Origin of the sequence: Microbacterium murale (assembly GCF_030815955.1) — a bacterium.
In the GTDB taxonomy this organism is placed as follows: domain Bacteria; phylum Actinomycetota; class Actinomycetes; order Actinomycetales; family Microbacteriaceae; genus Microbacterium; species Microbacterium murale_A.
The window spans coordinates 497,909-512,657 of record NZ_JAUSXK010000001.1; the positions used below are offsets into that span (position 1 = coordinate 497,909).

The following is a 14,749-nucleotide window of genomic DNA, read 5'->3' on the forward strand; positions in this document are numbered from 1 at the left end:
TAGGTACTTTGGTGAGCAGCACGATCCCATTGGATGCAGAAGCAGATCTCGTCGCTCATGCGGTGCGCGAGCTGTCTCGTCGCACCCGCTTCCCCGTCGCATTCGGCGGCCTCATCGAAGACGGCGTCGTCTCGGTGACCAGCATCATCGGCAGCCGCACGCACAGTCTTGAGGGACTCCGCGTGCGCCCGGAGCGTGGTCTGGGCGGCCGCGCGATGACTGAACTGCGTCCCCGCATGACCAGCGACTACGGCGCCTCGCAGCAGATCACTCACGACTACGACGGTTTCATTCTCGGGGAGGGGCTACGCACCCTCCTGGCCATCCCGATCGTCGTAGGAGGGCGCTCCCGTGGAGTGCTCTACGCCGGTGCGTGGGAGGAGACGCCCGTCGGCGGGGTGAGCACTGCACCCGCGATGACCGTCGCCGAATCCGTGGCATCCGAACTGCGCATCCGCGACGAAGTGGAACGACGCATGCGTTCGTTCTCTCCACGTCCCCAGACGTTCTCCCCCTCACGGCTCGAGGAATTGCGCGAGAGCTTCGCAGATCTGCGCAGCATCTCCGCTGACATCACGGACGCCGGAATGAGGGAACGGCTTTCCCTGCTCGAGCGTCGGCTGCTCACCGTCGCCGGTGACGAGCCGCCCGTCACGACCGCTCCCGTTCCGACTGTGCATCTCTCTCCCCGCGAGACGGACGTCCTGGCGTGCGCGGCACTCGGAGCGACGAACGCCGAGATCGCATCGCAACTCAGACTTCGCGAAGGAACTGTCAAGGCCTATCTCGGCACGGCGATGTCGAAGCTCGATGCCTCCACCAGGCATGCCGCCGTCGCGCGGGCACGGCGAGCAGGGTTGCTGCCCTGACATTGCCCAGGTTCAACGGATATCCTGACTGAGGCCGCTTTCTGCGGCCCCGGACGAGGTGGACCAGTACCCGGAATGCGACAAGACTGGCTCCGAAGGAGCACATCATGTCGTGGATCATCCTTATCATCTCCGGAGTTCTCGAAGCCGTCTGGGCGACCGCATTGGGTAAGTCCGACGGATTGTCGAAGCTCTGGCCGAGTGTCATATTCTTCGTCGGACTCGCCCTGTCGATGTTCGGCCTCGCATGGGCGATGAAGGACATATCCACCGGTACCGCATATGCGGTATGGGTCGGAATAGGTGCCTCGCTGACCGTCGTGTACGCGATGATCACCGGCGACACCGATATCTCCTGGTTGCGAATTCTGCTACTGCTCGGCCTTGTCGGCTGCATCGTCGGCCTGAAACTCATCGACCCCGGTCATGAATAGCGTCTGAATCGTTGTCGCTGCTTTCTTTCCTGCGTAAGCTGACGAAATGGCCCGACGTATTGTGCATCAGCTGGTAGACGACATCGATGGAACGGTGCTGGGAATCGGAGAGGGCGAAACCGTCCATTTCTCTCTCAACAGCACGGCATATGAGATCGATCTGACTTCGGAGAATGCTGACGCATTCCGTGAAGCACTGGAGCCGTACATCTCCGTCGCCCGGCGCTCGTCTTCTGCTTCGTCTTCTCGAGGCGGAACCTCGCGCAAGCGGTCGGCAGGCTCACCTGAGACCGCCGCGATCCGCGAGTGGGCCAACGCCAACGGCTACACGGTCTCCGAACGCGGTCGCGTTCCTGGGACCATCGTGGACGCGTATCGCGCTGCGCACTGACTCGTCGCTCATCGCACGCAGCGCGCGGCGCTGATCACTCTTCTGCGGAGGTCGCCCACGGTTCATCGCCGAGGGCGATCTCCGTTGTCATGTCGTCGAGGAACCGCCTGACGATGTTCCGCTCTTCTGTCGACAGCCGGGCGGCCGCGATGAATCGGCGCGCGTGCTGCCGGCCGACCGTCTCGATGGCTGAACGGCGTGTCGTCGGAGTGATCGCGATCGCCAGCGCGCGGCGGTCGGACGGGTGCGGCGAGCGCCTGATGTGACCGCCGCGTTCTAACCGATCGAGCAGCTTCGTCGTGGAAGCCGTGGAGATGCCGAGATGCGCCGAGATCGCGCCCGGCGTCGCCGTGACACCGCTGTTCTCGCACGCGATGAGGAAGTGCAGGGCGCGCATGTCGGTCTGGTTGAGCTTCATGTAGCGAAGTGACGCCTCGGAGAGCTTCTGCTCCGCATCTCGAAGTCCACCGAGCGCCCGCATGAGTTCGCTGATGTCGCTGATGTCGGCCTGCGACATTCCCGCACGGTCGACGAGTTCGCCGGTGGGGTCGCTGACGTCGACGTCGTATATCGCCGAGCCGAAGGCGAACGGTGCTGGTTCGGCTTCGTCTGGTGCGGGCATGAGGACGATGCTATCTCCTCGAATTTATTCATGCTAGGGTTTCTTCTCGCCAGGCTAGCTAAATTGAGGACGAGATGGCCAACGAGATCGAGAAGACCGAACGTGTTCGCGTGCGCCGCCGCTCATGGGCGCGCGTGCTCATCCCCGTGGTGCTGATCCTCGCCTGGTTGATCGGCGCCGGTCTCGGCGGACCACTGTTCGGCAAGGTCAGCGAGGTCTCATCGAACGATCAGACCACCTACCTGCCTGAGTCCGCCGACGCCACGAAGGTGCAGGCGCTGCTGGGCGACTTCAACGATTCGGATGCGATCCCGGCGATCATCGTGTTCGTCGGTGACGATGACCTCGACGAGGATCAGCTGGCCGGCATCGCGGATGCACTGGAGAACGCTCCGAGCATCGAGGGCGTTTCGGACGAGATCTCCCCCGCGATCCCGTCCGACGACGGCAAGGCCGTTCAAGCGTTCGTGCCGATCCTCAGCGATGCCGACCTCGGCGACACGGTGACGGCCCTGGGCGATGAGCTCAGAGAGGCAGTCCCGGACGGAGTCGCGGTGTATGTCACCGGTCCTGCGGGTTTCTCCGCCGACCTCGTGGCCGGGTTCGCAGGGATCGACGGCCTCCTGCTCGGCGTCGCCCTGCTCGCGGTGTTCCTCATCCTGATCCTGGTGTATCGCTCGCTGCTGCTGCCGATCGTCGTGCTGTCCACCAGCCTGTTCGCCCTGTGCGTGGCCCTCCTGGTCGTGTGGTGGATGGCGAAGTGGGAGATCCTGCTGCTCAGCGGGCAGACCCAGGGCATTCTCTTCATCCTCGTCATCGGCGCCGCGACGGACTATTCGCTGCTGTTCGTGGCGCGCTTCCGCGAGGAGCTGCGTGTGACCAAAGACAAGGGCGCTGCCACGATGCAGGCGTGGAAGGGATCTTTCGAACCGATCCTGGCCTCCGGCGGCACCGTGATCGCCGGGCTGCTCTGCCTCCTGCTCAGCGATCTGAAATCCAACAGCACTTTGGGCCCGGTCGCCGCCATCGGCATTCTGTTCGCCATGCTGTCTGCCCTCACCTTGCTTCCCGCGCTGCTGTTCACGTTCGGCCGCGCCGTGTTCTGGCCGACCCGCCCGAAGTTCGAGCCTCAGGTCGTGGCCGCCGAGAACGGCATGCCGACCAAGGGCCTCTGGGCACGGCTCGCGAAACTCATCAAGCGCCACCCGCGCATCATCTGGATCCTCACGACTCTGGTGCTGCTCGCCGGCGCAGCGGGCTTCACTCAGCTGAAGGCCTCCGGTATCCCGCAGTCCGATCTCGTCATCGGGACATCGGAGGCCCGCGACGGACAGGTGGCCCTCGGCGAGCATTTCCCCGGTGGATCCGGCAGCCCGGTCTACGTCGTCGTCGATGAAGCCGCACTGCAGGACACCGCTGACGTGCTTCTCGCGAACGACGGGATCGACTCTGTCGCGGTGAACGCTTCCGGCTCCCCGAGCGGCACCGCCGGTGTCACGGCGGACGGCATCACTGCGTTCGGGCCGCCCGGAACCCCGGTTCCGGAGCCGACAGTGGTCGACGGCGACGTCATGCTGCAGGGCACTCTCACGGACGCGGCTGATTCGGATGCCGCCGCGGAGACGGTACGAGATCTGCGCACAGAGCTCGCGGATCTCGATGCCCTGGTGGGCGGAGTGACAGCCACGGCTGTCGACACGAATGACGCATCCATCCACGACCGCAATCTGATCATCCCGGTGATCCTCTTCGTCATCATGCTGATCCTGATGCTCCTGCTGCGCTCGATCCTCGCGCCCGTGCTGCTGATCCTCACCACGGTGCTCTCGTTCGGCACCGCGATGGGGGTCTCGGCACTCGTCTTCAACGGGATCTTCGACTTCCCCGGTGCGGATCCAGTGGTGCCGCTGTACGGCTTCGTATTCCTGGTCGCGCTCGGCATCGACTACAACATCTTCCTGATGACGCGCGTGCGCGAGGAGTCGATCGCACATGGCACGCGACAGGGCGTCCTTCGCGGACTCGCCATCACCGGCGGTGTGATCACGTCGGCGGGTCTCGTGCTCGCTGCGACGTTCGCGGCCCTGTCGGTGATCCCGATCCTCTTCCTGGTGCAGCTGGCATTCATCGTCGCCTTCGGAGTGCTGCTCGACACGTTCATCGTACGTTCGCTGCTCGTACCGGCGTTGGCGTACGACATCGGCCGCAAGGTCTGGTGGCCGTCGAAGCTGGGGCGCGGCGAGAACTGATCAGACGGACGCACGGCGACGGGTTCGCGCGCTCCAACGGCCCTCGTCGTGCGCGACTTCGATCGGATGCCGAAACGCCTCGCTGATCGTCTCGGAGGTGACGACGTCGCCGATGCGCCCCGAGACGAGTACGCGCCCATCGGAGATGACCAGTGCGTGCGTGGTGCTCTCCGGCAGCTCCTCGAGGTGGTGCGTGACGAGGATCGAGGCGAGACCCGACTCGGTGCGGGAGAGATCATCGATCGTTTCCAGCAACTGTTCGCGCGCCGCCACATCCAGCCCGGTGGTCGGCTCGTCGAGCAGGAGCAGCGAGGGCGAGGCCGCGAGCCCCCTGGCGATGAGCGCGCGACCACGCTCCCCCTGCGACATGGTCGGCCAGTGCGCATCTGTGCGACCTTCCAGACCGACGAGTGCGACGAGTTCAGCGGTGCGCACTCGCTGGTCGACGGTCGGCTCCCAGCGCATCATCGGTTCGACGGTGCCGGTGAACCCCGTGAGCACGACCTCTTCGATCGTGAGGTCCGAGCGGATCGGATGCCGAGGATTCACGTGCCCGATGTGACGGCGCAGCTCCTGCATATCCACACGCCCCAGCCGATGCCCGAGCACCTCGACGACGCCTGACGTGGGATGCGTCTGCGCGCCGCAGAATCCGAGGATCGTGCTCTTGCCCGCGCCGTTCGGTCCGAGCAGCGCCCAGTGCTCCCCGCGGCGGACGGTGAGATCCACGCCGTGCAGGATCCCCCTGCCGTTGCGCCGGAAGACGACGCTGTCGAGGCGCAGCACCGCGTCGTTCACGCCAGAGCCGCCTTCAGCTCCGACAGGTGGCCTCGGCTCTCGGCCGCGGCAGCACTCGCGTCGCGCTCGGCGACGGCGTCCGCCATCCGCACATGCCGGTCATGGTCGTCAGCGCCGCCATGATCCGCGCGGATGCGCAGCATCTCGATCATCGCCTGCCGCAGCCTCGGCGTGAACCCGTCGAAGAGCTCCAGCAGGACCGGATTATGTGCTGCCACGATGATGCTGCGGTGAAATGCAGTGTCGGCATCCACGCGCGCTTCCAGACCCGGCGCGTGATCCGCTCGCTCCTGGAGGGCGCGACGGATAGCGCGCAGATCGGATGCGGTGCGCCGCTGGGATGCGAGACCGGCGGCCTCGGACTCGATCGCGATGCGTGCCTCGATCACCGAGATGATGTCGGCACGGCGAAGCACGGCGTCCCAGTCCTCCGGCACGTCCAGTGCGGCGAGGAACACGCCGGCGCCCTGCCTCGTCGTGAGCACCCCGCGGCCGGCGAGCACGCGGATCGCCTCGCGGACGGTGGATCGCCCGACACCGAGTTGCGGCGCAAGCGTCGTCTCGCCGGGAAGCTTCTGTCCGAGTGACCACTCGCCGGCGCGGATGCGTTCGAGGAGGAAGTCGGCGGCCTGATCGGCGAGCGGTGTCCGTTGCAGCTGAGGCATCCCTCCACCCTAACCGCTCTACTTGTCTGAGGAGTTATGTTAGCGTTGCGCTGTGCTCGCACTTCAGCTTCTTCTCTGCCACGGCGGGAGGTGACCTGACCGGTCCCCCGTCGTGGAGTCGATGGCGCGCCGGTCACCCCTCAGAAGAAGTACGGACCCACCATGTCGATCTCACCGTTCCCCACCATCAGCGCTCCAGCAGGCGGCGTCCCCGCGACCTCCGCGCCCTGGAATCGTCAACAGCACTCGCAGATGCCGTCGCATCGCTACGCCGACGTGCACGCCCGTGTCGACGTCCCCCTCGTCGATCGCACCTGGCCCATGAGACGACTCACTGAAGCCCCGCTCTGGGTACCCGTCGATCTCCGCGACGGGAACCAGGCCCTGGCGGAGCCGATGGATCCGGTGCGGAAGCGCCGCTTCTTCGAGTTGATGGTCACAATGGGCTACAAGGAGATCGAGGTGGGGTATCCCTCGTCCTCCCAGACCGACCACGACTTCGTCAGGCAGCTCGCCGACACCGATCTCGCACCGAGCGATGTGACCATCGTCGTGTTCACCCCGGCGCGACGCGACCTCATCGAGCGGACCGTGGAGTCGATCCGTGGCATCCGCAATCCGGTCGTCATCCACATGTACACCGCCACAGCGCCGATCTGGCGCGACGTCGTCCTCGGCCGCGACCGCGATCAGCTGAAAGACCTGATCCTGCGCGGTGCGGACGATGTGCAGCGATGCGCAGACGGTCTTCCCAACGTGCGCTTCGAGTTCTCTCCCGAGGTCTTCAACCTCACTGAGCCCGACTTCGCGCTCGAGATCTGCGATGCCGTGACCACGTTGTGGGACGCGTCACCTGACCGTCCCGTCATCCTCAACCTGCCGGCCACCGTCGAGATCGCCACACCGAACGTGTACGCCGATCAGATCGAGTACATGCACCGGCATCTGTCCCGTCGCGACAGCGTGATCCTGTCCGTGCACCCGCACAACGACCGCGGCACCGGGATCGCCTGTGCGGAGCTCGCCGTGCTGGCCGGAGCACAGCGTGTGGAGGGATGCCTGTTCGGCAACGGCGAACGCACCGGTAACGTCGACATCGTCACCCTGGCCTTGAACATGCATGCGCAGGGAATCGACCCGATGATCGATTTCTCGGACATCGACGAGATCAGGAGGATCGTCGAGGACTGCAACCGACTCGAACTGCATCCGCGGCATCCGTACGTCGGAGATCTCGTGCACACGGCATTCAGCGGAACGCATCAGGATGCGATTCGAAAAGGGTTCGCCGAGCACGGCGAGCGGGCGATGAGCGAGGGCCGTTCGGCGCGAGAGATCGCCTGGCGCGTGCCTTATCTGCCGATCGACCCGGCAGACATCGGGCGGAGCTATGACGCAGTGATCCGCGTCAACTCGCAGTCGGGGAAGGGCGGGATCGCGTACCTGCTCGAGACCGAGTTCGGCATGCGGTTGCCGCGTCGGCTGGAGATCGACCTCGCTCGCCGCGTCCAGCAGCACGCGGATGCGCACGGCGACGAAGTGTCCGCGGAGACGCTGCGCGAGATCTTCGACGACGCCTATCTGATGCCGATGCCATCGATCACCGCAGAGCCGCCGACGTCCGCGCTCGACATCGTGAGCATTCACCGGACGAGCGTCGACGCAGACGGCACCGTCGGAGCGCTCACACTGGTCGAATTCCGCGATGGCACTGAAACGCGATGGGTCGCCGGAAGATCCGCCGACGAACAGGAGGCGACATCGAACGCGCTGCGCCGAGCCGGTCGCATCGCGGGATCGCCCCGGAAACACATCGGAAACACCGCCGACGCCGCTGCGCAAAACTGACCGCCCAAGATGGGTGGGTGTCCTTCCCAGCTCGCCGCGTCGCCGTTCTGCACCTTCGAACGCGGCGGCCGAGCAATCCGCGATATCAGCGTGAGCTCGACATGCTGAACTCCGTCGCCGTGGCGACGATCGAATCGCTCGGCTGGAGCGCTCAGGTCGTCGCCACCGCGGAACGCCCCGTGATCGAGAGTCTGACTGCTGCTCGTGAGGCAGACATGGTCGTGCTGATGGGTGGCGAGGATGTGGATCCGCGACTGTACGGTGACAACCCCGACTATCCGGGTTCCGGTCACCATGAGTCGCGCGCGGACAGCACGCAGATAGCTGTCGTTCTGGAGGCGATGCAGCACGGCAAGCCTCTGTTGGGGATCTGCCGCGGTGTCCAGCTGATCAATGTCGCCCTCGGCGGAACTCTCGTGCAGCATCTGCCGACGGTCGCCGGCCATAGGGGCATTCCGAGTTCCGGCGAAGGCTTCGTCACGAATCTCGTCACCCTCGAGCCGGAATCCGATCTCGATCGCGATGTGGATGCCGCGGATCCGGTCATGTGCACCCACCACCAGGCTGTCGAGATTCTCGGCAACGGCCTCGTGGTCGCGGGACGCTCGGTGGACGGTGTGGTCGAGGCGATCCTGCACGAGTCCGCGCCGATCACCGGCGTGCAGTGGCATCCGGAGCATCCGAGGACCGCAGGTCGACAGCTGCGCGCGCTGCTGCTGCGGCTGGAGCGGCAACTCGCTGCCAGCCGGGTCTGAGCACGTTCCCGTCAGACGAAGGCGGGCAGGAACGAGACGACGAACCCGATGACCCCGGCGGAAGTGAAGATGACGCCCAGCGTGAGCAGCACGCGTCTACCCATCGGCGGATGAATCCGCGCATTATCTGGATTCCTGGCGCTGACATACCCGCTGTGCCAGTCTTCCGCGGTCAACTCCGACCCGCGCAGCGGCCGCTCATGGAAATCTCCGCGGGCGAACCAGCGTGCGATCGGAACGTCGTCGCGCTGGATGACGGCGATGTCGACGCGCTCCCAGGTACCCTCGGTGAGCGCGACCATACCGGCGACGATGAGCAGGGGGATGCCGACGCCGAGCCCGATCCACGACATCGCCTCGCCGACCGCGGCGAGGGTGTCGATGATCTGCACGTGATCATCGTATTGCGTATAACGCGTTGCCAGGCTCCGGTCAACCGGGTCGTGTCGTGCGTCTCGCGGATCTACCGTGGCAGCACCACGTCGATCGAGAGGATGGACAGCTCATGAGCGGCATCGAAGATCAGGGCCTGCGCCCGGAGAACGTCGAACCGGCGCCCGCCGACGATTCCGAAGAACAGGGACGGCGCGCTCAGGGCGAGTCGGCATCAGCGGAATCAGAGAGCGAGGACGGCTCTCGCGCAGGGACGCATCCCGATCCGTCACGCCTCGGCCACACTTCTCAGGCAGAGGGAGAGGATCCTCCCCGCACCGACACGCATCCGGATCCTGTTCTACCCGGTCACCCGTCACAGGCCGAAGGGGAAGACCAACAGGACGGGGACGCGCGATGACTGTTCCGGTTGATCCGCGATCATCGGCGGAGCACGAGGAGACGTCGGGCGAAGAGGCGACGACGGCGAACAAGGCCGGGGAGCCGAATCCGCCGGACGATGCCGAAGAGCCCACGACGGAAGACCTCCAGGAGCCGAGCACCGAGAAAGCGCCCGGTGAGGAGCCCAAGGCTCCCGACAGGACAGAGCCGGAGCCGAGCCATGAAGCGGTTGGTATCGGAATCATCGGCCGACCTCAAACCGAGATGGACGAGGAGAACACCTGACCCCTCTAGGTAGGATCGGTGCCCCTGGAGGGACTCGAACCCCCAACCGTTTGCTTAGGACGCAACTGCTCTTCCATTGAGCTACAGAGGCTGGCCAGACAAGTCTATCCACTCAGACGTACTGTCGTTGTCACGCCGCCAGCGCGAGATACGGCTCCCAGCACGGGTCGCTGCGCTCCGTTCCTCGTACGGTCCAACCCGCACCATGCGGGGGTCGCGGAGCGAATCTCAGCTCCCAACGCATCTCCTGCGGTGTGCGGTCGCTCTTGACATTGTTGCAGCGCAGACAGCAGGCGACGAGGTTCTCCCACGAGTCCGCTCCCCCGCGCGAACGCGGCAGCACATGATCGATCGTGGACGCCGACTTTCCGCAGTACCCGCAACGGTGATTGTCGCGGCGCAGCACTCCGCGCCGCGTGACCGGGACACGTCTGCTCATCGGCAGCCGCACGTATCTGCGGAGGATGATCACGGCCGGACGATCGTAGGGCCCTCGTGCACCCCAGACCGGATCGTCTTCCACGCGTTCGATCACAGTGGCCTTCTGATTCATCACGAGCACCAGGGCTCGCTTGAACGAGACCACGGCAAGCGGCTCATACCCGGCGTTCAGAACAAGTGTGCGCATCGTCATCCTCTCGATCCGCCGGGACGGCTTCCCGGCACTCTCGAATCACACGACGCCGTTCAAACGACAGAACTTACGCAGGGACGAAAAAAGGCGCCGTCTCAGAGACAGCGCCTTTCGCACACGACAACATCGGTGCATCCCTGCGGGCAATGCCGAAGGACATAACGACCGAGCGCATCCATGGTGCGGATGCTCGGTATTCGTTCCATCGGCTTCTCCCGTTCGTGCGACGACGGGATCAGATTAGCCCATCGCACCGACGGATGACGAAACGACTGGTGAACACTCAGGCGCGTGTCGCACCGAGAACAAGACCGGACGGTCAGCCGGCGTTCGCAGCGAGCCAGGAGTACGGCTCAAGGATATTGCCGTTAACGTGCACCTCGAAATGGAGGTGATTCGCGGTGGAGCTGCCTGTGCTGCCGACCCCGCCGATGAGCTGACCGGCCGCCACCGTCTGCCCTGCCGAGACCTGGCGCGTGCCATTCGTCATGTGAGCGTACGTCGTCGAAACGGCCTGACCGCCGATGACGTGGTCGATCACGACGGCGACGCCGTACCCGTAATAACTCTCCGACGACACCCGGACGACTCCGGCTGCTGCCGCGTAGATCGGTGTACCCGCCGGCGCGAGCATGTCTGCACCGTCGTGACCACCGCTGTCCGGGCCGACCGTCGTGCGTCCCTCGGTATACGAGCCCCGCGGAAGGGGATAGCGGACCTCGCCGGATCCGGGAGAAACGAGCGCGTAGCTCCCGATGTCGATGCTTCCCCCTGATGCACCGGACGACGCCGATGCGGCGGCCCTGGAAGCTGCTTCGGCGGCTGCAGCTGCGGCAGCCTCCTCAGCCTTCTTCTTGTCGATCTCCTCCTGCGTGGTCGCGCTGTACGTCGACCGGTCAAGCGGAGCGGCTGTCGCGGCGGATGCCACGACGAGGGATTGAGAGTCGTCGGCTGCGACCTGCTGAAGTGTGGCGGTCGCGTCGACCGGCGTCGAAGATGCCGCGTATGCGGGCAGCGCCACGGCTGCGACCAGTGCGCCGACTGCGCCGAAGATGGCGATCGACCGCATCGGTTTGATCATCTTGCGCGCGACGTCGCGAGGGGCGGCAGTGCGACTTCGCTTCAGAGACTTTTCAGATGTGTTCGCGGTCGGTTCGATATCTGCGGCCAAAAGGGAATCCTCCAGTGCCTCGACGCTCGGGTGCGCTGGCTCGTCTTCACTCTGCTACTCGTGCCACCTGTTCGGTGACATTTTGTGCGGATTGTCCGCGGAGAGGACGAGCCGGTGAGGCGATCTTCGCGGAAATGCCGCCAGCGGGCTTCTTCACTGACGACCTGTCCGAGGCTACCGGAAGATAACGATTCTGTCACCCTGAGACACTGGCAATCTCCCGAACGGGTCGTATCGGACCATTCCGGCGTGATCAGACGTCAGGCAGGCTCGCCCACCAGGAAGATATGCGAAGCGAGTTCCACTGGCAGCTCGAGTCCCTCGTCGACGCCGTCCATCTGGATCAGCACATAGCCCTCGTTGAAGCGGTAGTTGCCGCGCGCGCCGGGCACGACACCCGCGTCACGCAGCTGCTCGAGCAGCTCAGGGTCGACCTGTGCGGGTTCTGCGAGGCGTCGAACCGTGCCCTCGATCGGCTCATTCGCGGCGTTCAGCTTCTTCACGAGGCCGATCACGCCCTCGTCGAACGTGCGGGCAGGAATATCGCCCAACTGGTCGAGGCCGGGGATGGGGTTGCCGTACGGCGACTCCGTGGGGTGCCCCAGCAGTTCGACGAGCCGGCGTTCCACCTGCTCGCTCATCACGTGCTCCCAGCGGCACGCCTCCTCGTGCACGAACGCCCAGTCCAGCCCGATCACATCCGAGAGCAGCCGCTCGGCCAGCCGATGCTTGCGCATCACGTCGACGGCCTTCCGGCGTCCGGCGTCGGTGAGCTCGAGCGTCCGATCCTCGGAGACGACGACGAGTCCGTCGCGCTCCATCCGCCCGACCGTCTGCGAGACGGTGGGGCCGGAGTGGCCGAGCCGCTCGGAGATCCGCGCGCGCAGCGGGACGATGTTCTCCTCCTCCAGCTCGAGGATGGTACGGAGGTACATCTCCGTGGTGTCGATCAAGTCCGTCATTAGGCCCTCCGGGTCTTCTTAGGTAAGCCTACATTCTCACGTGAGCATCAGAGCCGGTCATAGGGAGAAATCACTGCACGGCCACGGCCCTAGAATCGACGCATGGCGATCGAGATTCCCCGTGACCTCCTGCCCGTCGACGGCCGCTTCGGCTGCGGTCCCTCGAAGGTGCGCCCAGCGCAGCTCGAGGCGCTGGTCACCTCCGGTGCGAGCATCTTCGGCACCTCGCATCGTCAGGCGCCGGTGAAGAATCTCGTCGGCAGCGTCCGCGAGCAGTTCGCGAGCCTGTTCCGCCTTCCCGAGGGGTACGAGATCCTGCTCGGCAACGGCGGGTCGACCGCATTCTGGGATGCTGCAGCGTTCGGCCTCATCGAACGTCGCAGTCAGAACCTCACGTTCGGCGAGTTCGGCGGCAAATTCGCCAAGGCCGCTGGAGCCCCGTGGCTGCAGGCTCCCGATGTGCGCACGGCGGTGCCCGGATCCCGCGTGGCCGCGGAGATCGTCGAGGGCATCGACGTGTACGCCTGGCCGCACAACGAGACATCGACGGGTGTCGCTGCTCCCGTCGAGCGCATCGCCGCAGATGGTGCACTCACTGTGATCGACGCGACCAGCGCCGCCGGCGGCATCGACATCGACGTGAGTCAGGCGGATGTGTACTACTTCGCGCCGCAGAAGAACCTCGGCTCCGACGGCGGACTCTGGTTCGCTGCGGTGTCGCCGGCCGCCATCGAACGGATCGAGCGGATCGCGGCATCCGACCGTTACATCCCCGAGTTCCTGAGCCTGAAGAACGCCGTCGACAACTCGCGGCTGAATCAAACGCTGAACACACCGGCGATCGCAACTCTGCACCTGCTCGACAGCCAGCTGAAGTGGATCAACGAGAGCGGTGGACTCGCCTGGGCAGGCGCCCGCACCGCCGAGTCTTCGCAGGCGCTCTACGACTGGGCAGAGGCCTCAGCAGTGGCGACTCCGTTCGTCACAGACCCAGCGCACCGCTCACCCGTAGTCGTCACGATCGACTTCGACGACAGCATCGATGCGGCAGGTATTGCGAAGACGCTGCGCGCCAACGGCATCGTCGACACCGAGCCCTACCGCAAGCTGGGCCGCAATCAGCTGCGCGTCGCGACCTTCGTCTCGATCGAACCCGACGACGTGCGCCAGCTCATCCGCTCGATCGATTACGTGCTGGCGAACACCGGGGCCTGAGCCCGGCTCGAGGACTACTCCTCGTCGGAGTCGTCGTCTGCAGAGTCGTCGTCTGCAGAGTCGTCGTCTGCAGAGTCGTCGTCTGCAGAGTCGTCGTCTGCAGACTCGTCGTCCTCGGCAGACTCGTCGTCCTCGTCAGAGTCATCGAGTTCGGCGGAGTCATCGAGCTCATCGATGTCGACTCCGTCCAGGTCGCCGGCGTGCAGCGTACGCGACTCGGACGTGTCATCGTCGTCATCGTCCTCGTCGTCGAAGTCGTCGCCGTCTTCTTCATCGTCTTCATCGTCCCCGTCGGAAGCGGTTTCGGCCGCGGCCGATCCCCCGGCGTCGGCCGCATCAGCCGCCGCCTGCTCAGCGAGTTCGACCTGGTGCGCACGATATTCGGCGAGGCGCTCGGCCCACGGCACCCACTCCGGCGCGAGAAGTGCGCCGTCCGTCGGCATCAGTTCCACCTCGAGCACGGTCGGCTCGGCGTCGTCGACACGAGCGACCGTGACCGTCCAGTACCATCCCGGATACCCGGGCAGCCGATTCTCGAAGCGCAACGAAACCGATCCGTCATCCTCGACGACGTAGCCCGCTGCGGGACCGACCGTCGAGGCGGGAGTGATCTCGTGCAGCGCAGCGAGCGCGAGATCGTGCGCGCCGATCAGGCGTGCGTCGGCATCAGGCATCTAGGTCCTCGGCAACCTTGCGCAGCATCGCCGCGATCTTGCGTCCGTGGCTCGATGCCGGATAGCGGCCGCGGCGCAGATCGCCACCGATGCCGTCGAGGACCTTCACGAGATCCTCGATGATGATCGCCATATCGTCTGCGGGTTTGCGCTTCGCCTTCGCGAGGCTGACCGGGGCGTCGAGCACGCGCACCGAGAGTGCCTGAAGTCCGCGTTTGCCGTCGGCTACGCCGAACTCGACGCGTGCTCCCTGCTTGACCGTCGCGCCCGCAGGCAGAGCGGAGGCGTGGAGGAAGACATCCTGGCCGTCATCGCTGGCGATGAAGCCGAAGCCCTTCTCGTCGTCGTAGAACCTGACCTTGCCGGTGGGCATGGAGAACCTCGCGTTGTGTGATGGTGCCGG

Annotated in this window: 18 protein-coding genes, 1 tRNA gene and 1 riboswitch; of the genes, 9 read left to right on the forward strand and 10 right to left on the reverse strand. The window is 65.3% G+C overall.

Annotation, left to right across the window (positions count from 1 at the left end; translation table 11 throughout):
• Window positions 1-11: 11 nt before the first annotated feature.
• The 3 genes from QFZ46_RS02490 (at window position 12) to QFZ46_RS02500 (ending at window position 1,694) form a co-directional block, all read left to right on the forward strand.
• Window positions 12-869 (forward strand): LuxR C-terminal-related transcriptional regulator, encoded by an 858-nt coding sequence (locus QFZ46_RS02490; RefSeq protein ID WP_307357952.1) that lies wholly within the window; start codon window positions 12-14, stop codon window positions 867-869.
• Between the two features lie 28 nt (window positions 870-897).
• A riboswitch (guanidine-III (ykkC-III) riboswitch) is annotated at window positions 898-965 on the forward strand.
• Window positions 966-976: 11 nt separating this feature from the next.
• Window positions 977-1,303 (forward strand): DMT family transporter, encoded by a 327-nt coding sequence (locus QFZ46_RS02495; RefSeq protein WP_307357954.1) that lies wholly within the window; start codon window positions 977-979, stop codon window positions 1,301-1,303.
• A 46-nt stretch (window positions 1,304-1,349) separates the two neighbouring features.
• Window positions 1,350-1,694, forward strand: a complete 345-nt coding sequence (locus QFZ46_RS02500; RefSeq protein WP_307357956.1) for a histone-like nucleoid-structuring protein Lsr2 — start codon at window positions 1,350-1,352, stop codon at window positions 1,692-1,694.
• A 34-nt stretch (window positions 1,695-1,728) separates the two neighbouring features.
• On the opposite strand, the gene QFZ46_RS02505 is transcribed toward QFZ46_RS02500, so the two are convergent.
• Window positions 1,729-2,316 (reverse strand): MarR family winged helix-turn-helix transcriptional regulator, encoded by a 588-nt coding sequence (locus QFZ46_RS02505; RefSeq protein WP_307357957.1) that lies wholly within the window; start codon window positions 2,314-2,316, stop codon window positions 1,729-1,731.
• Between the two features lie 74 nt (window positions 2,317-2,390).
• Between QFZ46_RS02505 and QFZ46_RS02510 the strand changes: the two genes are divergently transcribed.
• A complete protein-coding gene (locus QFZ46_RS02510) occupies window positions 2,391-4,565 on the forward strand; it encodes an MMPL family transporter (protein WP_307357959.1) in 2,175 nt (724 codons plus the stop codon).
• Here the strand turns inward: QFZ46_RS02510 and QFZ46_RS02515 are convergent, their stop codons facing one another.
• Together QFZ46_RS02515 and QFZ46_RS02520 are read right to left on the reverse strand one after the other, a co-directional pair.
• On the reverse strand, window positions 4,566-5,363 hold the full coding sequence (locus QFZ46_RS02515) for an ABC transporter ATP-binding protein (protein WP_307357961.1): 798 nt from the start codon (window positions 5,361-5,363) through the stop codon (window positions 4,566-4,568).
• A complete protein-coding gene (locus tag QFZ46_RS02520; protein WP_307357962.1) occupies window positions 5,360-6,028 on the reverse strand; it encodes a FadR/GntR family transcriptional regulator in 669 nt (222 codons plus the stop codon). The genes QFZ46_RS02515 and QFZ46_RS02520 overlap by 4 nt, the downstream gene beginning before the upstream one ends.
• 162 nt (window positions 6,029-6,190) lie before the next feature.
• On the opposite strand from QFZ46_RS02520, the gene QFZ46_RS02525 reads away from it, so the two are divergent.
• Window positions 6,191-7,876, forward strand: a complete 1,686-nt coding sequence (locus QFZ46_RS02525; RefSeq protein ID WP_444913418.1) for a 2-isopropylmalate synthase — start codon at window positions 6,191-6,193, stop codon at window positions 7,874-7,876.
• Window positions 7,877-7,893: 17 nt separating this feature from the next.
• A complete protein-coding gene (locus tag QFZ46_RS02530; protein ID WP_307357964.1) occupies window positions 7,894-8,631 on the forward strand; it encodes a gamma-glutamyl-gamma-aminobutyrate hydrolase family protein in 738 nt (245 codons plus the stop codon).
• A gap of 11 nt (window positions 8,632-8,642) precedes the next feature.
• Here the strand turns inward: QFZ46_RS02530 and QFZ46_RS02535 are convergent, their stop codons facing one another.
• Entirely contained in the window at window positions 8,643-9,023 is a 381-nt protein-coding gene (locus tag QFZ46_RS02535) for a hypothetical protein (protein ID WP_307357965.1), read from the reverse strand.
• Window positions 9,024-9,136: 113 nt separating this feature from the next.
• Between QFZ46_RS02535 and QFZ46_RS02540 the strand changes: the two genes are divergently transcribed.
• Window positions 9,137-9,424 (forward strand): hypothetical protein, encoded by a 288-nt coding sequence (locus QFZ46_RS02540; RefSeq protein WP_307357967.1) that lies wholly within the window; start codon window positions 9,137-9,139, stop codon window positions 9,422-9,424.
• Entirely contained in the window at window positions 9,421-9,690 is a 270-nt protein-coding gene (locus QFZ46_RS02545; RefSeq protein WP_307357969.1) for a hypothetical protein, read from the forward strand. The genes QFZ46_RS02540 and QFZ46_RS02545 overlap by 4 nt, the downstream gene beginning before the upstream one ends.
• Before the next feature lie 19 nt (window positions 9,691-9,709).
• On the opposite strand, the gene QFZ46_RS02550 is transcribed toward QFZ46_RS02545, so the two are convergent.
• The 4 genes from QFZ46_RS02550 to QFZ46_RS02565 all read right to left on the reverse strand — a co-directional run bounded on the left by QFZ46_RS02550 (window position 9,710) and on the right by QFZ46_RS02565 (window position 12,457).
• Window positions 9,710-9,781 (reverse strand) — tRNA-Arg (locus QFZ46_RS02550).
• A 39-nt stretch (window positions 9,782-9,820) separates the two neighbouring features.
• On the reverse strand, window positions 9,821-10,318 hold the full coding sequence (locus QFZ46_RS02555) for an HNH endonuclease (protein WP_307357971.1): 498 nt from the start codon (window positions 10,316-10,318) through the stop codon (window positions 9,821-9,823).
• Between the two features lie 325 nt (window positions 10,319-10,643).
• Entirely contained in the window at window positions 10,644-11,393 is a 750-nt protein-coding gene (locus QFZ46_RS02560) for a M23 family metallopeptidase (protein ID WP_307357974.1), read from the reverse strand.
• Between the two features lie 362 nt (window positions 11,394-11,755).
• The gene (locus QFZ46_RS02565) at window positions 11,756-12,457 is read right to left on the reverse strand and encodes a metal-dependent transcriptional regulator (RefSeq protein WP_307357976.1); all 702 of its coding nucleotides are present in this window, start codon (window positions 12,455-12,457) and stop codon (window positions 11,756-11,758) included.
• Between the two features lie 102 nt (window positions 12,458-12,559).
• Here QFZ46_RS02565 and serC point away from each other — a divergent pair, with 102 nt between their 5' ends.
• A complete protein-coding gene (serC, locus tag QFZ46_RS02570) occupies window positions 12,560-13,672 on the forward strand; it encodes a phosphoserine transaminase (protein ID WP_307357979.1) in 1,113 nt (370 codons plus the stop codon).
• Window positions 13,673-13,686: 14 nt separating this feature from the next.
• Here the strand turns inward: serC and QFZ46_RS02575 are convergent, their stop codons facing one another.
• Together QFZ46_RS02575 and QFZ46_RS02580 are read right to left on the reverse strand one after the other, a co-directional pair.
• Entirely contained in the window at window positions 13,687-14,346 is a 660-nt protein-coding gene (locus tag QFZ46_RS02575) for a DUF3027 domain-containing protein (RefSeq protein ID WP_307357982.1), read from the reverse strand.
• A complete protein-coding gene (locus QFZ46_RS02580; RefSeq protein WP_307357984.1) occupies window positions 14,339-14,719 on the reverse strand; it encodes a cold-shock protein in 381 nt (126 codons plus the stop codon). Before QFZ46_RS02580 ends, QFZ46_RS02575 begins: the two co-directional genes overlap by 8 nt.
• Window positions 14,720-14,749: the final 30 nt, after the last annotated feature.